General features: G+C 60.2%; 15 protein-coding genes. 7 read left to right on the top strand and 8 right to left on the bottom strand.

Annotated features, from left to right (window positions below; genetic code table 11):
• Positions 1-222 precede the first annotated feature (222 nt).
• The gene (locus tag LMG28727_RS30470; protein WP_201646049.1) at positions 223-984 is read left to right on the top strand and encodes a glycosyltransferase family 2 protein; all 762 of its coding nucleotides are present in this window, start codon (positions 223-225) and stop codon (positions 982-984) included.
• 4 nt (positions 985-988) lie between these two features.
• On the opposite strand, the gene LMG28727_RS30465 is transcribed toward LMG28727_RS30470, so the two are convergent.
• The 3 genes from LMG28727_RS30465 to LMG28727_RS30455 all read right to left on the bottom strand — a co-directional run bounded on the left by LMG28727_RS30465 (position 989) and on the right by LMG28727_RS30455 (position 2802).
• Positions 989-1990 (bottom strand): flippase-like domain-containing protein, encoded by a 1002-nt coding sequence (locus LMG28727_RS30465; RefSeq protein ID WP_201646048.1) that lies wholly within the window; start codon positions 1988-1990, stop codon positions 989-991.
• Positions 1991-2237: 247 nt separating this feature from the next.
• Positions 2238-2588: a DUF4148 domain-containing protein gene (locus LMG28727_RS30460; protein WP_201646047.1), complete on the bottom strand. Its 351-nt coding sequence runs from the start codon at positions 2586-2588 to the stop codon at positions 2238-2240.
• Positions 2589-2652: 64 nt separating this feature from the next.
• Entirely contained in the window at positions 2653-2802 is a 150-nt protein-coding gene (locus tag LMG28727_RS30455) for a hypothetical protein (protein ID WP_201646046.1), read from the bottom strand.
• A 417-nt stretch (positions 2803-3219) separates the two neighbouring features.
• Here LMG28727_RS30455 and LMG28727_RS30450 point away from each other — a divergent pair, with 417 nt between their 5' ends.
• Complete coding sequence (locus LMG28727_RS30450) at positions 3220-3513, top strand: DUF1330 domain-containing protein (RefSeq protein WP_201646045.1); 294 nt, start codon at positions 3220-3222, stop codon at positions 3511-3513.
• A 117-nt stretch (positions 3514-3630) separates the two neighbouring features.
• Here LMG28727_RS30450 and LMG28727_RS30445 read toward each other — a convergent pair whose 3' ends face one another.
• The 3 genes from LMG28727_RS30445 to LMG28727_RS30435 form a co-directional block, all read right to left on the bottom strand.
• A complete protein-coding gene (locus LMG28727_RS30445; RefSeq protein WP_201646044.1) occupies positions 3631-4482 on the bottom strand; it encodes a carbohydrate ABC transporter permease in 852 nt (283 codons plus the stop codon).
• Positions 4479-5369, bottom strand: a complete 891-nt coding sequence (locus LMG28727_RS30440; RefSeq protein WP_201646043.1) for a carbohydrate ABC transporter permease — start codon at positions 5367-5369, stop codon at positions 4479-4481. The genes LMG28727_RS30445 and LMG28727_RS30440 overlap by 4 nt, the downstream gene beginning before the upstream one ends.
• 164 nt (positions 5370-5533) lie before the next feature.
• Positions 5534-6766: an ABC transporter substrate-binding protein gene (locus LMG28727_RS30435; RefSeq protein WP_201646042.1), complete on the bottom strand. Its 1233-nt coding sequence runs from the start codon at positions 6764-6766 to the stop codon at positions 5534-5536.
• A gap of 331 nt (positions 6767-7097) precedes the next feature.
• Here LMG28727_RS30435 and LMG28727_RS30430 point away from each other — a divergent pair, with 331 nt between their 5' ends.
• The 3 genes from LMG28727_RS30430 (at position 7098) to LMG28727_RS30420 (ending at position 10011) form a co-directional block, all read left to right on the top strand.
• Positions 7098-7871: an SDR family oxidoreductase gene (locus LMG28727_RS30430; protein ID WP_201646041.1), complete on the top strand. Its 774-nt coding sequence runs from the start codon at positions 7098-7100 to the stop codon at positions 7869-7871.
• Between the two features lie 88 nt (positions 7872-7959).
• A complete protein-coding gene (locus LMG28727_RS30425) occupies positions 7960-9042 on the top strand; it encodes an ABC transporter ATP-binding protein (protein ID WP_201646040.1) in 1083 nt (360 codons plus the stop codon).
• A 105-nt stretch (positions 9043-9147) separates the two neighbouring features.
• Entirely contained in the window at positions 9148-10011 is an 864-nt protein-coding gene (locus LMG28727_RS30420) for a MurR/RpiR family transcriptional regulator (RefSeq protein WP_201646039.1), read from the top strand.
• Here LMG28727_RS30420 and LMG28727_RS30415 read toward each other — a convergent pair.
• Both LMG28727_RS30415 and LMG28727_RS30410 read right to left on the bottom strand, forming a co-directional pair.
• Positions 10008-10901, bottom strand: a complete 894-nt coding sequence (locus LMG28727_RS30415) for an IclR family transcriptional regulator (RefSeq protein ID WP_201646038.1) — start codon at positions 10899-10901, stop codon at positions 10008-10010. The two genes, LMG28727_RS30420 and LMG28727_RS30415, sit on opposite strands and share 4 nt — an antisense overlap.
• Positions 10898-11770: an IclR family transcriptional regulator gene (locus LMG28727_RS30410; protein WP_201646037.1), complete on the bottom strand. Its 873-nt coding sequence runs from the start codon at positions 11768-11770 to the stop codon at positions 10898-10900. The genes LMG28727_RS30415 and LMG28727_RS30410 overlap by 4 nt, the downstream gene beginning before the upstream one ends.
• Positions 11771-12037: 267 nt before the next feature.
• On the opposite strand from LMG28727_RS30410, the gene LMG28727_RS30405 reads away from it, so the two are divergent.
• Complete coding sequence (locus LMG28727_RS30405; protein ID WP_201646036.1) at positions 12038-12997, top strand: MBL fold metallo-hydrolase; 960 nt, start codon at positions 12038-12040, stop codon at positions 12995-12997.
• Between the two features lie 46 nt (positions 12998-13043).
• Entirely contained in the window at positions 13044-14741 is a 1698-nt protein-coding gene (locus tag LMG28727_RS30400) for an FAD-dependent oxidoreductase (protein ID WP_201646035.1), read from the top strand.
• Positions 14742-14800: the final 59 nt, after the last annotated feature.

Raw genomic sequence — 14800 nt, 5'->3', positions numbered from 1 at the left:
TCGATGCGAGGTATTGCGTCGGCGCGGTTCTGTTCAACGGGCCGGACTGCGGCACGATGTTTGCGATTCATGTCGGGTCATCAAAGTATTGCGTGGTCTCGCGTATGATGCGACGGCGTCTTACAGGCTAGCGCCTGGCATCGCCGGTCGCGTCGGGTGCGACTCCTTTCATTGCGCATTGCGTCTTTGCCACCGTGTTCATTGCGCATCTTTCATTTGCCTATGACAGCCACTTCCTCCGCATACGGTTCGCCATTCATCTCGTGCATCATCTGCGCCTATAACGAGGCACCTCGGATCGGGCAGGTGCTGGCAGTCGCGGCTACACATGCTGCGTTGGGCGAAGTCATTGTTGTCGATGACGGTTCCACCGATGGCACCGTCGATATCGTCAGGCAGTTTCCTTCGGTACGTCTGATCGCACGCGGCACGAATGGCGGCAAGAGTGCAGCGATGGTGGACGGCATCGCGGCGGCGCGCGGTGACCTTCTGATGCTACTGGACGCCGATCTCAAAGGGCTGGCGACGGAGCATATTAGTGCGCTGGCGGCGCCGGTGATTACCGGTCGCGCGGATGTCAGCATCAGTCTGCGGCAGAACAGCCTCGCCATTTTTCGCGCAATTGGACTCGATTTCGTTTCGGGGGAGCGCGTGGTTAAAAAGGCATTGCTGAATGAAGCGTTAGCTCAGATTCGCACGCTTCCTCGCTTCGGAATCGAAGTGTTCATGAACCGTCTTATTATCGATCGGCGCCTGCGTATCGCGGTTACGCATTGGCCTCACGTCACTCAGGCACGCAAAACCGAAAAGCTCGGCTATTGGCGTGGGGTTCGTGCGGAATGGCGGATGATTTCCGATCTGCTGCGAGTCGTGTATCCGTTTGCATTGATCTCGCAGACCGTGCGGTTATCGCGCTTGAGAATCGATCATGGGCGTGTGTCTTTTGCGACCCGTATGAAGGGCGTTCCAGAAACGCCGCAATAATCGATCAGGTGCGCCTGGTGTGGGCGCGGCCAAGAGCCAATGCCGCGATGCCGAGCGCACCCAACGCCAGCGGGCAGAACAGTGTGGCGAATCGCCAGAGTATGAGGGCAGTGCCGACAGCCACACGCGGTACCCATGAGCCCAAAGCAGCTGCGAGCCCAAGGTCGCCACCTCCTCCGCCGGCAGGAATGCCGGTCCATAACGCCGCGTGCAGCACCAACGCCTGGGCTGCTACCACAAAGCCTGGTGGCAACGCATAGCCCAATTGAAGCAGGATGAACCACAACGCGCCATAGCGAAGTAGCCATTGGGTTGTGGTCAATACGAGCAACATGGCGAGTTGCCAGCGGGGGCCCTTGAGCAGATGCGTCCATTGCTGACGGACATTGGTCGCGAACGCACGCCACTGCGCCGGTCGCGCGCTTTTTAATCCGACACGTTCGAGCACGCCATGAGCGCCTGCCGCGAGTTTCCGCCTGGACGTCCAGATGACGAGCGCCAGTGCGATTGCGCCAGAGGCCACGCCGGCGACGATCGGTAGCGACATCGGCGCAATCAGGCCGCCGACCAACCCGAGACACGAAACGACTGAAGGCGGCACGGCGACTGCAAAAAAGGCAAGGTCCAGCGCCTGGTCGCCGCTGACGACCGTGGTCGCCTGGGTCCATGATGCGCCGGCTCGTTGCAACAGCCCCAGATTCACCCCATATCCCGCTGCGCCGAACGGAGAGCCTAGAAACGCCGCGTCAGTGACGAAGGTAATGGCCAACGTCCGTGCAAAGCGTATGCGCAAGCCTAACGCCGTCTGCATCAACTGCTGCTTACCGGCTTTAGCCATTGCGCTGACGAGCGCACTGGTTGCCAGCATGACGATGAGATGCGCGGACGCGGCGCGCAGTCCGGTCACGATCGCATGAAAGCCCAGCAGCATTGGCGCACCGATGGCGAAGCCAACGCCGATGATGGCCAGCAATAGGGTCGCACCGAGTGCAAACGGTTTCGTCAAAAGAGTGTCCTGGAAGGGTCTGTTGGCGCAAACCTGGAACCTTACGACATGCGTGTGTCGGAAAAGTGTCGGGGCGGTGAACGGGTGCTTCGTGCCTGCGTTCGTCGACGTGTGCGCGATGACATAGGCAAAGCTGATCGCATTCGATCACGCATCTACAGGATACTTTCCAGATTTCTTCTGGTTAAAAAATAAGTAGGAATCCTGCTTTGGAAACGCGCGAAGCAGGATTCTGTATTTGCATCGCCTAGCTGCCGAAGAATGTGTTGCAAAAACTGACGGGGCCTACACAGTCCGAGTGCATTGGCATGCGTTCCGGTTTGCCGGAAGAAGAGTTACCGTTTTGCGGCATGCCACCGTATGCGGACTCGGTGGGTTGCGAATTATCTTGCGCGGCAATCTTTGCTTCCGCCGCCTGGATGTCGGCAGGGTACGTGGCATCGTCGCTCGTTGACGGGTTGTAGCCCGCCTGTTCGACGCGGATCAGATCGGCACGCACTTCAGCGCGTGTCAGCGGAGCATTCGATTGAGCAAAGCTCAGAGCGGGAGCGGCCAATGCGCTGGCGGCAAGAGCGAAACAAACGAGAGCGTTTTTCATGATAAAAATTCCTCTAGACATGGTGAGTTAACGGGTAGTGATAACGTGCAAAAAGCGACTTGTTTTAGCTGCCGAAGTACGGTGTGCAGAAGCCAGCCGGACCGACGCACTGTTGCGTGTGCGTGGGCTTGTGTTCTTTTGCCGAAGCTTGAGTAACGACGCCGGCCGATGCAAGAAATGCCAGAGCGATGATCGTGATGAGTTTCGATTTCATTGCGGATGCCTAATTAGTTGATGACCAGGATCGCCGTATTCTTGATTGCGAACTGAGCCTGTTGCTGCGCATGAATACGGTCCGTCTGAGACTGGAGCAGCATTTGAACGCTTCCGCCTGTATCGGCGATGCGGATGTTTGCTGCTGTCTACGTGAAGATAAACACGACGGATCTTCTTTTTATTCCCAAAATTTTCGCGCGCGGGCTTTTTCGACCTACGCCGCGCGCACTGGTCAGGGTGCGTCAGCCCTACAAATGGCTGACAACGGCCTGGGCGCGCCTCTGCCAGAGCGGCTATGAATGAAGTGATTGCAGAAGGCCCGCGGCTCGAATGCGCACGCCAGCAACAGGTCTATCTCTCTTTGCTACTATGTCGGGCAGCGATCACTTCCGAACCGCAGAACAAGGAGATTCAAATGAGCAAAGGATATTGGGTAACCAGCTATCGCAAGACGAACGACGCGGCGAAGCTCGCAGCGTATGCGCAGCTCGCAGCACCTGCCGTCGCTGCTGCTGGCGGCAAATTCATCGTGCGCGGCGTGGCGGACGAAGTGCATGAACAGGGCTTGAAGGAGCGTACGGTCGTGATTGAATATCCGACCTACGAACAGGCGGTCGCCGCTTACGAAAGCGACGCCTACAAGAAAGCGCTGGAAGCGCTGGGCGATGGCGTAGAGCGCGATCTGCGGATTGTGCGCGGCACGGAATAAGGCGGCGCTATCGGGGCAATAGGTGCCCCGTGGCACGACGAGGCCGCCGTGAACACGGTGCCCTCGAACAGACAAGCGGTGTGCGGCAAACTCAAGCTGCCGCACGCCGCTCGAGTCTTACTTTACGGCCCCCAACGCCAGGCCCTTCACCAGATATCTCTGCAGCCAGGCGAACACAATCGAAACCGGCAGGGTCGCGCAGAGCGTAGCGGCCATCACCAGGTGCCATTCGACCACATATTTCCCCGCGACCATATCGGTCACTTGCACGGTGAGCGTCTTGTTTTCCGGTGAGCGGATCAACGTATACACCACGGCAAACTCATTCCACGCATTGATGAACGTGAAGATGGCGGTCACGACGATAGCCGGTACAGCCAGCGGCAGGAACACTTTGAAGACCGCTTTGGTGCGCCCGCAGCCTTCGAGCCACGCTGATTCTTCGAGATCTCGCGGCACGGTCTGAAAATACGAAGACAGCATCCACACGGCAAACGCGATATTGAACGCCGCGTAAGACACGATCACGCCAATCTTCGAGTCGACCAGATTGCCATCGCCAAACGGAATCATTGCCGCTAGCCGGAATAGACCGACCACGAGCAGGATCGGCGACAACATCTGCGTGACCAATAGAAACTGGCGATACAAGCCGCGTCCGCGAAATGGAAAGCGGGCTAGTGCATAAGCGGCCGGCAGGCTCACCGCGAGCGCGAGCAGGGTCGACAGCAAGCTGATGATCGTGCTGTTGCGCAAGGCCACGCCGAAATTGGCGGCTTCCCACATATCGATGAAATTGCGCCACTGCCAATGCACGGGCAACCAGCGCGCCGGATAGACAAAGATTTCGGAAGCCGGTTTCAACGCGGTGAACAACATCACGGCGAACGGGAACAATACGACCACCACGAGCGGCGACAACGCGAGCCAGCACCATAGCGAGCGTTTCATCTTGATGCTGAGACTCATGACGGATCTCCTTCTTTCGCAGGCTGCAGGCGCAGATAGGCGATCGAGAAAACGAACAGCATGACGAGCATGATCAGCGAGACGGCGGCCGCTTCGCCGGGACGTCCGAGCCGGAAACCAAGCTCGTAGAGATAGGTGACGAGAATATGCGTACTGTTGTCCGGGCCGCCTTGTGTCATCACCCAGATAATCGGGAACGAGTTGAACACATAGATCACGTTCAACAGGATCGTCATGTTAATGAACGGCCTCAACAGCGGCATGGTCAGCTTGCGGAACTGCTGCCACGCACTCGCGCCGTCCATGCGTGCCGCTTCGTAAATATCGCCGGGAACCGACGACAAACCGCCCAGCAGAATCGTCACCGTAAAGGGAATCGACACCAGAATGCCGACCGCGATCTCGACAGGAAACGCGAGTTCGGGCGTGGCAAGCCAGTGAATCGGGCCGCCGATCAGCCCGAGTCGTTGTAGCGTGACGTTGACCATCCCGTAGTCGTCGTTGAACGCCCAACGCCACACCACGGCGGTCATCGTCAACGAAACGGACCACGGCAGCATCACGATCGTGCGTGCTACGCCACGTCCATAGAAGTCCTGGTTCAGTACCAGAGCCACCGGCACGGAAATCAGCACGGTGCCGCCGACTACGCAGATGGTCCAGATAATCGTCCGTCGAACGGAAGCGAGAAACACCGGGTCTTCGAAAATCGTCTGGAAATTCTGCAGGCCGGTGAAGTCGCGAATCGCGCCAAAACGCGATACCTCATGCAGCGATTGCCACACGATATTGAAAATCGGATAGCTGATGATGAACAGCGCCAGTATCAGACTCGGCGCAATCAGCAACCAGGGCGCTTGCAGGCGCGAAGAAGCGGAACGGCTCATGCGTGCTCGATCGTAAGACGCGCCTGCGTTAGTCAGTGGGCGCGACGGGATGGGCCGGATAGTGCAACAAGTGCATCATTCATGACGACCGGAACGCGCACCACCCTGGTCTGCGGCGGCACGCGTTCCGTACTCAAACAATCACACACAGCTCACTGCGGCGTTTAATGACCCAGCGACTTGTTGGCTTGCGTAGCCGCTGCGTTCAACGCGTCGGCCGGTTGCGCCTTGCCGAGGTAGATCGACTGCATTGAATCGGTGACGGCCTTCGCGGTGTCTTCCCAGCCGGTCACGGTCGGTGCGAAGTGAGCGGTAGGCAGCAGCGCGACGAACGCCTTGGTGTCCGGATCGTTGAATGCCGGATCGGTCGCCTCAGCCTTGGTGGTCGGCAGGAAGCCTTCGGTCGTCGTGAACTCGACACGCGGTTCCTTCGTGAACAGATAGTCGAGGAACTTCCACGCCGACTTCTTCACCTTCGAGTTCTTGAACATCACGATCGAGTCCGTCACCGCGTACGTCGCGTGCGCCGTGCCCATCGGAATCGGATCGATACCGTACTTCAGATTCGGCGCTTCCTTCTTGATCTGCTTCGCAAGGAACGGTGCCGAGATCATCATCGCGACGCGGCCTTGCTTGAACAGGTTCTGCACGTCTTCGCGGCTGTAGCCGGTCACGCCAGGCTGCGTCAGACCTTGATCGATCATCGTCTTGTACAGCGTCGCGGCCTTGATGCCGGCCGGCGAATTGAACGCCGCCTTGCCGTCCTTGCCGACCACGTCGCCGCCATTGGTCCACAGCGCGTAGTAATAGTAGACGTCGGTTTCGATTTCCTTGCCTTGCAGACCGAAGCCGGCAACGCCTTGCGCCTTCAGTTTCTTCGACGCGTCGATCACGTCATTCCACGTTTTCGGGCCGTCCGGATAGCCGACTTTCGCGAGCAGGTCCTTGTTGTAGTAGAGCGCGCGTGCGGATGCGGCGATCGGCAGGCCATAGGTCTTGCCGTTGATCTGACCCGGTGCGAGGAACGGACCGATAAAGCGGTTCTTGAAGCTCGCGTCCATGTAGCCGTCGAGCGGCTCGGCCACGTCGTCCTTCACGAAGTCGAGCAGCCAGCGCGTGCCGACAATCGCGAGGTCGGCGTTGGCGTTACCGGAAATGTCCGTTTGCAGCTTCTGTTGCAGCGTGTCCCAGTTCACGTCTTCGATCTTGATCGTCGTGCCGGGGTTGGCCTTTTCGAAGTTGCGGGCCATTTTTTCGAAGTACGGTGCGGTCGCGTCGCTGTAATGGGCAACGGTCACGCGGACCGTGTCGGCGTGAGCCGCGACGGCGATACCTGCAAACGCGAGCGCGACGGCAACTTTGCCTAGCGCGAGGGAAGCACGGGCATGCAACGACATTTCTCTCTCCTGTGTTGATCGGAGTTAGCGGTTTAACGCTGACTCCGTCCCATCAACGATGGTGGGGTGGTCTGCTGCCGTCGCCGGCCGCTTGGGTTAAATTGTTTGAAAAAATCCTACATGACGCAAAATTGCTTGTCACGTAGGGTCTGCCATATTTTTTCTCAGGCCGTTTTGTGCATAAGATGCTGTAACGCAGGGATATTCTGCATAACGCGATGTCGTGGATAGCCAGACTTCAGGATGGCTAGACAAGTTGGAGGCGGCGCATTTGTAGGAAATTTACACGCTAATCGGGTGCCGGTGGCAAGGATTGGGGAGCGAGGCGGACATGAATCGTGTGGTGTTGGTAACGGGCGCTTGCGGTGGAATTGGCAGCGTGTTGTGCAAGCGCTTCGTGGAGCAGGGCGACACGGTGCTGGCGCTCGACGTCGACGAAGCCGCGCTGGATGCGTTGACTGTGCAACTAGGCGACGCGCACGTCACGCCAGTGGTCGCCGATCTCGGCGATGCCGCCGCGGTACAGCAGGCGGTCGCCAAAGCGGTCGCGCTGCGTGGTCCGGTGGACGTGCTGGTCGCGAATGCAGGCGCGGCGCAGGGGCTGACGCTTGCGACAACCGATGCCGCCAGCTGGCAGCGCGATGTTCATCTGAATCTGAACGGCACGTATCACACGGTGGAAGCGGTGCGGGCGTCGATGATCGAACGGCAACGGGGTGCGCTCGTGTTGATCGGCTCGGTCAATGGTCTCGCTGCGCTCGGTCATCCCGCCTATAGCGCGGCGAAAGCCGGGCTGATCAGTTATACGAAGGCGCTCGCCATCGAGCTGGGACGCTACGGTATCCGCGCGAACATCGTGTGTCCGGGCACGGTGAAGACGCAGGCGTGGCAGGCGCGTGTCGACAGAAACCCGCAGGTCTTCGAGGATCTGAAAAAGTGGTACCCGTTGCGCGATTTCGCCACGCCCGACGACATTGCCGACGCCGTGCTGTTTCTCGCCTCGCCGATGGCTCGCGTGATTACCGGCGTCACGTTACCGGTGGACGGCGGCTTGATGGCCGGCAACCGGTTGATGGCGGAAGAGTTGACGCTCGAATCGCTTTGAACCGCGCTTTTGAACCGTATCACGCAGATTCGCCCGATACACGAACGGCTAGACGAACGACCCAACGCAGCAAGACGATGAGGACAGCATGGCAGCAGTGCAACTGAGCGGCATCTTCAAACGCTATGGCGACACGCAAGTGGTGCACGGCATCGATCTCGATATCGACGACGGTGAGTTCGTCGTGCTGGTCGGGCCGTCCGGCTGCGGCAAGAGCACGCTAATGCGCATGGTGGCGGGACTCGAAGAGATTAGCGGCGGCGATCTGATGATCGGCGGCACAAGAGCCAATACGCTCGCGCCGCAGCAGCGCAATATCTCGATGGTGTTCCAGAGCTATGCGCTTTATCCGCATCTGTCGGTCTACGAGAACATTGCATTCGGGCCGCGCATTCGTAAGGAATCGTCGGAGAGTTTCAAGCCGCGCATCGAGGCCGCCGCGAAGATGTTGAACCTCGGCGGTTATCTGGACCGGTTGCCGCGTGCCTTGTCGGGTGGTCAACGGCAACGGGTGGCCATGGGGCGTGCCGTGGTGCGCGAGCCGTCTCTGTTCCTGTTCGACGAACCGTTATCCAATCTCGATGCCAAGCTGCGTGTGCAGATGCGCACCGAGATCAAGGCGTTGCATCAACGGCTGAAAAATACGGTGATTTACGTCACACACGATCAGATCGAGGCGATGACCATGGCCGACCGGATCGTCGTGATGAACGCGGGGCGTATCGAGCAGATGGGGCGTCCGTTGGAGCTATACGATCATCCGGCCAATCTGTTTGTCGCGAGCTTTCTCGGCTCGCCGTCGATGAACTTCGCCGAAGGCGTGATCGTGAATCGCACGCAAGGGCAAGGCCTCGCGCTGAAACTCGTCGACGGTGGCGAGATCGCGCTGGAGAGCGCGCCCGCCTCGGCGAAAGTCGGCGCGAAGGTGACGCTCGGCGTCAGGCCGGAACACATCGAGACGATGGCGCAAACGCCTGACGCAACGATGGACGTCGACGTGGTCGAGCCGACCGGCGCGGAAACGCATCTGTACGGAAAAATAGGCGGCACTACGTGGTGCGTGACGACTCGCCAGCGCTCGACCGTCGAGCCCGGTCAGCGCGTCGCGCTGCGTTTCCCCGCTGGGCATATTCATCTGTTCGATACGGAGAGTGGACGCAGGCTGGCCTGAACCGCGTGTTGCCGATCGACGCACGATGCGCGCACAGGTGATGCGCGATCGCACCGACAGAGGCGGCGAGCGACGCGGATTCATTTAACCCTTAAGGAACACCGGGTGTCCGCACCGAACTTGATTCCCCACATCCGCAGCGCACTGGTCAGCTTGCGGCCCGCCGAGCGCAAGGTCGCCGAGATGGTGCTGAGCGACGTCGATTTCGCGATGCGCGCGAGCATCACCGAGCTCGCGCAACGCGCGGAGGTGTCCGAGCCATCCGTCACGCGGTTTTGCCGCGCGATCGGCGCGCATGGTCTGCGTGACTTCAAGATGCTGTTGGCTCAGAGTGTGGCGGGCGGTGTGCCGTATGCGTCGACGGCGGTCGCGCGTGACGACGATGTGCAGACCTTGATGGACAAGGTCGGCGAGGCGGCAATCGACGGCATTACGCACGCGCGTGGCGCGCTCGATCCGACCGTCGTGGAGAGTGCGATTGCGGCTTTATCGAGCGCAGGGCGGGTGTTTTTCTTTGGCGTGGGGTCGGGTTCGGGACTGGTCGCGCAGGACGCGGCGCTGCGGTTTTTACGGCTCGATATCGCATCGACGGCTTTTACCGACGGTCATTTGCAACGGCTTTATGCCGGTCTGATGGAACCGGGCGATGTCGCGTTCGCGATTTCGCATTCGGGACGCAGCGTCGAAGTGAATGAGAGCATTCAGATCGCGAAAGAACGTGGCGCGACGACGATTGCATTGACCAATGTCGGCTCGCGGCTTGCATGGCTGGTCGATATTCCTTTACTGCTGCGCGTGCCAAGTCCTATCGATCCCAATACGCCAGGCGTATCGCGGCTGGTGCATCTTTGCATCATGGATGCGCTGGCGATTGGCGTCGCGCTTAAGGCCGGCCCGAAGACGCTTGAGAAGATGCGGCATGCGAAGGCGCGGTTGGCATCGCATGAGCCGGAAGCGACCGGCAATTAGGCGTTTATCTCTGCGCCGGTCGCGGCGATCCAGCCAAATCTGCGCGACAGCCTCGACGTGGCTGCACGCAAGGTCTGCGCGGGTCCCCCCGCCATTTCGCTGTCGAAACTACCGCTGGGTCCCATCAACGCGAGCACGAGGCAAATGCTGCCGGTATGGTCGAGCACGGGCGCGGCCAATGTGCTGATGCCAGGCACGGGGTGGCTCAACGCTGTGTCGATGCCGTCTGCGCGGATTTGCGCGAGACGTTGCGCGTACGCCGGAGTCAGTGGCGCGAACGTGCGCACTGTTTCATCAGCGCCCGGTTTGGAGACCGCTGTTTTCATTGCAAACACATCTGCTGCGTCCGCACCCGCCAACCGCAAATGATCCTGCGTGAGCAGACCCGCGCGCACATCGTCCGCGACATAAGCGGAAAACACGCGGCCAATCGCGGTGTTCACCAGCGACATCACCGTACCGACCCGCAGGCTCACATGCAGCGGCCGAGCCGATTCCTCCAGACGCACCACGGTTGGCCCGAGCGGTCCAAGCACTGCCATTGCGACACTCATTCCCGTCGATGCCGCCAGTTCGATCACCTCAGGCTCCGCTTCGCGCGTCGGCGAAAGACGTTGCAAGCCGATCAGACCCAACTCCAGCGCGAGTGGGCCGGCGGCGAAACAGCCGGACGCATCGCGATCGAGCAGGCCGATTTTCAGCAGACTCACCAGGTGCGGAAACGCCTTCGCCGGCGGCATGCCGGCAGCGGCAGCGAGATCGCGGAGGCTCAAGGGCCGCGCTGCGGCAACCAGTGCGCCCAGCAACTCGCCGGTGTTGTCGAGCGCTTGGATGCCGCGCTGCGGTTTCGCATCGGCGGAAGGCGAGGCGAGGTCGGGGGAATCAGTCACGATGCAGAAGACGCTAACAGGGAGGGCCTGGCAGCCAGTTCGGCGCCGATGTCATGAGCGGTGGCAAGCAGTGCGCGGGCGGTCGGGCTACCGGCGCTGACGTCGATCGCGCCGGTCGAGCCGATCACCGTTAATGCGAGCAGCAAACGGCCGCTGCTATCCAGCACCGGTGCGCTCAAGCTGCTGATGCCCGGACTCGGCGCATCGACGCTGGACTCCAGACGGCGTTCGCGAATCGCATTCAACGTCGCCTGAAATGCAGCGCCGTGATCGGGCAACGTCATCGCGCTACTTGCCGGCGCGCCGGATTGATTCGCCCACATCCGGGCCAACACGTCAGCGGGCAAATAAGCGCAAAACACCCGTCCCGTCGATGTGGCCGGTAACGACATCAACGTGCCCACATGCAGGTTGACGTGCAACGGAAACCCCGCGTGTTCATAACGAACGATGGTCGGTCCCTGCGGCCCGGCAATACAGATCGCGACACTAAAGCCAATGGCTTCCGCGAGTGCCGCCACGCGCGGCACGGCGGCCCGAAATGCGGGCTGGTTCTCTAGGTGCTGCAAGCCGAGCCGTAACGACAGCGGCCCAGGTTCATAACGGCCCGTCAGTTCATCGCGCTTGATGAGACCCAGTCGACTCAGGCTCACCAGATACGCATGCGCTTGCCCCGGCGCGATTTGCGCGGCGTTGGCGAGATCGGACAAAGCCAGTGGCGCGCGCGCCTGCGCGAGCGCCAGCAAGACCCGGCCGCCCACTTCAACGCTTTGAATGCCGCGCTGCGTCTTGCCGCCGTCCTTTGCCGTGCTGCCATCCGCGCTGCCGTCCGCGCCTTTGCCCGTCGCCGATTTCGCTGCCTTGCTCACGCCTGCGCTCGTCCGTAAAAAGGGTCCATGTTAACCGAATGCCCTCGCAGTTCCGCACCCATCTTGGGCTTCGCGAAGTTTGTGTATAGCGATACATTTCGCTATTGACAAATAAACTCACCCAACCCTAACATGCATTCACCCCGACACACCGGCGCAACTACAGAGTAAAACGGGGCGAGACAAGTCCTCCCATACCGTCAGCCCGCACCAGCCGGTGCGCCGCCGGCCGTCTCGCCTCACGTCCAACTTTTGACGGAGACAAGCATGGCAAAGGCATTCGCATCCCAGGCCGACCTGGAAGTCAAGAAAGTCACGTGGACCCAGTTGTCCGAGAACGCGTACGCGTACACCGCCGAGGGCGATCCGAACTCGGGCGTGATCATCGGCGACGACGGCGTGCTGATCGTCGACACCACCGCAACGCCTGCCATGGCGCAGGACCTCATCGCGAAGATTCGCAGCGTCACCGACAAGCCGATCAAATATGTCGTGCTGTCGCACTATCACGCGGTGCGCGTGCTCGGTGCCTCCGCCTATTTCGAAGAGGGCGCGCAGGAAGTGATCGCGAGCCGTGGCACGTACGAGATGATCGTCGAGCGCGGCGAAGCGGATATGAAGTCGGAAATCGAACGTTTCCCGCGTCTTTTTGCCGGCGTCGAGACAGTGCCGGGCCTGACGTGGCCGACTCTCGTGTTCGAAAAGGAAATGACGCTGTTCCTCGGCAAGCTCGAAGTGCGTATCGCGCATCTCGGCGCGGGTCATACGAAGGGCGACACGGTCGTGTGGTTGCCGTCGCAGAAGGTGCTGTTTTCCGGCGACCTCGTCGAATACGACGCGGCCTGTTATTGCGGCGACGCGCAACTCGAACAGTGGCCGGCCACGCTGGAAGCGCTGCGCGCGCTGAATGCCGACAAGCTCGTGCCGGGCCGTGGTCCCGCGTTGCTGACACCGGCTGACGTGAACAAGGGCCTCGACTACACCAAAGACTTCGTGACGACACTGCTGCAGGCGGGACGCGAAGCATTCAACGACAAACTCGATCTGAAGGCCGCGATGGCGCATACGCGCAAGGCGATGGACCCGAAGTTCGGCCATGTCTTCATCTACGAGCATTGTCTGCCGTTCGACGTATCGCGTGCTTTCGACGAAGCCGCCGGCATCACGCATCCGCGCATCTGGACCGCGCAACGCGACAAGGAAATGTGGGACGCGCTGCAAGGCTGACAGAAATAACAAGCGCAAAGCAGAGCAGAGACGGACGGAGACAAAGATGAGCATCAACTACCAGGCGCTGTCGTTCGAATACCAGCCTTGCCGTGAGCAGAGCGAGCAGCGCGGTGACGAGCAGGCGGCCTATCCCGTGATCGTGGTCGGTGCGGGGCCAGTGGGCCTCGCCACCGCGATCGATCTCGCACAGCAGGGCGTGCCGGTCGTGCTGGTCGACGACGATTGTTCGTTGTCCACCGGCTCGCGGGCAATCTGCTTTTCAAAGCGCTCGCTCGATATCTTCGACCGTTTGGGCTGCGGTCAGCGAATGGTGGATAAGGGCATTAGCTGGAATGTCGGCAAGGTGTTCCTGAAAAATGAACTGGTGTACACGTTCAATCTGCAACCGGAGGCGGGTCACAACCGGCCTGCCTTCATCAATCTGCAGCAGTACTACGTCGAGGGTTTTCTGCTCGAACGCGCGCAAGAAATGCCGAATCTGGAGATTCGCTGGAAAAGCAAAGTAGTTGGCGTGCAGCTGAGCGGCACACCGGGCTCGTGCGATGCCAGCGTGACGCTGACGGTGGAAACGCCGGACGGCAAGTATCCGTTGCGCGGTCGTTATGTCGTTGCCGCTGACGGCTCGCGCAGCCCGATGCGTCGACTGATGGGACTCGATAGTAAAGGCGTGACGTTCAAAGATCGCTTCCTGATTGCCGACGTAAAAATGGAAGCTGATTTCCCGACCGAGCGCTGGTTCTGGTTCGATCCGCCGTTTCATCCGAATCAATCGGTGCTGCTGCATCGGCAGCCGGATAACGTGTGGCGGATCGATTTTCAGTTGGGATGGGATGCCGATCCCGTGCTGGAGAAAACGCCGGAGCGTGTGATTCCGCGTGTGCGTGCATTGCTCGGCGCCGACGCAAAGTTCGAACTGGAATGGGTCAGCGTCTATACGTTTTCGTGTTTGCGGATGGAGCGCTTCCGGCATGGCAACGTGTTGTTCGCGGGCGATTCCGCCCATGGCGTGTCGCCGTTCGGCGCACGCGGTGCGAACAGCGGCGTGCAGGATGCGGAGAACCTGGCGTGGAAACTGGCGCTGGTGCTCGAAGGAAAAGCATCCGACGCATTGCTCGATACGTATGCCAGCGAGCGTGAATTTGCCGCCGACGAAAACATCCGCAACTCCACGCGCTCAACCGATTTCATCACACCGAAGAGCCCCGTGAGCCGGGTTTTCCGCGACGCTGTGCTGAAGCTTTCCCGGCATCATCCGTTCGCGCGTCAACTGGCGAATAGCGGACGTTTATCCGTGCCCGCAGTGTTGCGTAATTCGCCGCTGAATACGGTGGACCAGGACCGTTTCGAAGGCTCGATGGTGCCGGGCGCATCGTGTGTCGATGCACCCGTGCAGGTGGAGGGGAAACCGGCGTGGCTGTTGCAGCAACTCGGTCAGCAATTCACCGGTGTGCTGTTCTGTGATGAGCAGGGTGTCGATCAGGCTACCCGGACCGCACTGGATGCGTTGCGCACCGGACCCATTCCGTTGAAGCTCGTCGTGGTGACGCGAGACGCGGCATTGTCGGGCGAGCGAGTGGTTCAAGACAGCGAAGGTCTCGCAAACGCACGTTACGACGCAAAACCCGGCACGTTCTATCTGATCCGGCCGGATCAGCATGTTTGCGCACGTTGGCGGCAACTCGATGCAAGTGCCGTCGCGCATGCGCTGAAGCGTGCATTGTGTGTTGAAGGAACGGCCTGAAACAAGAGCCGCACACACACAGGCATCGCGCAATAGCGGAAACAGCAGGAGACAAATAT

This window comes from Paraburkholderia metrosideri, from assembly GCF_904848625.1.
Lineage (GTDB): Bacteria > Pseudomonadota > Gammaproteobacteria > Burkholderiales > Burkholderiaceae > Paraburkholderia > Paraburkholderia metrosideri.
Note: the sequence above shows the minus strand (reverse complement) of the source record. Positions and strands in the feature narration are given on the sequence as shown.

Bases quoted from the DNA above. Each gene is read 5' to 3' on its own strand.
- LMG28727_RS30470 (WP_201646049.1), top strand. From the start codon at position 223: ATGACAGCCACTTCCTCCGCATACGGTTCGCCATTCATCTCGTGCATC.
- LMG28727_RS30460 (WP_201646047.1), bottom strand. From the start codon at position 2,588: ATGAAAAACGCTCTCGTTTGTTTCGCTCTTGCCGCCAGCGCATTGGCC.
- LMG28727_RS30455 (WP_201646046.1), bottom strand. From the start codon at position 2,802: ATGAAATCGAAACTCATCACGATCATCGCTCTGGCATTTCTTGCATCG.
- LMG28727_RS30450 (WP_201646045.1), top strand. From the start codon at position 3,220: ATGAGCAAAGGATATTGGGTAACCAGCTATCGCAAGACGAACGACGCG.
- LMG28727_RS30445 (WP_201646044.1), bottom strand. From the start codon at position 4,482: ATGAGTCTCAGCATCAAGATGAAACGCTCGCTATGGTGCTGGCTCGCG.
- LMG28727_RS30440 (WP_201646043.1), bottom strand. From the start codon at position 5,369: ATGAGCCGTTCCGCTTCTTCGCGCCTGCAAGCGCCCTGGTTGCTGATT.
- LMG28727_RS30435 (WP_201646042.1), bottom strand. From the start codon at position 6,766: ATGTCGTTGCATGCCCGTGCTTCCCTCGCGCTAGGCAAAGTTGCCGTC.
- LMG28727_RS30430 (WP_201646041.1), top strand. From the start codon at position 7,098: ATGAATCGTGTGGTGTTGGTAACGGGCGCTTGCGGTGGAATTGGCAGC.
- LMG28727_RS30425 (WP_201646040.1), top strand. From the start codon at position 7,960: ATGGCAGCAGTGCAACTGAGCGGCATCTTCAAACGCTATGGCGACACG.
- LMG28727_RS30405 (WP_201646036.1), top strand. From the start codon at position 12,038: ATGGCAAAGGCATTCGCATCCCAGGCCGACCTGGAAGTCAAGAAAGTC.
- LMG28727_RS30400 (WP_201646035.1), top strand. From the start codon at position 13,044: ATGAGCATCAACTACCAGGCGCTGTCGTTCGAATACCAGCCTTGCCGT.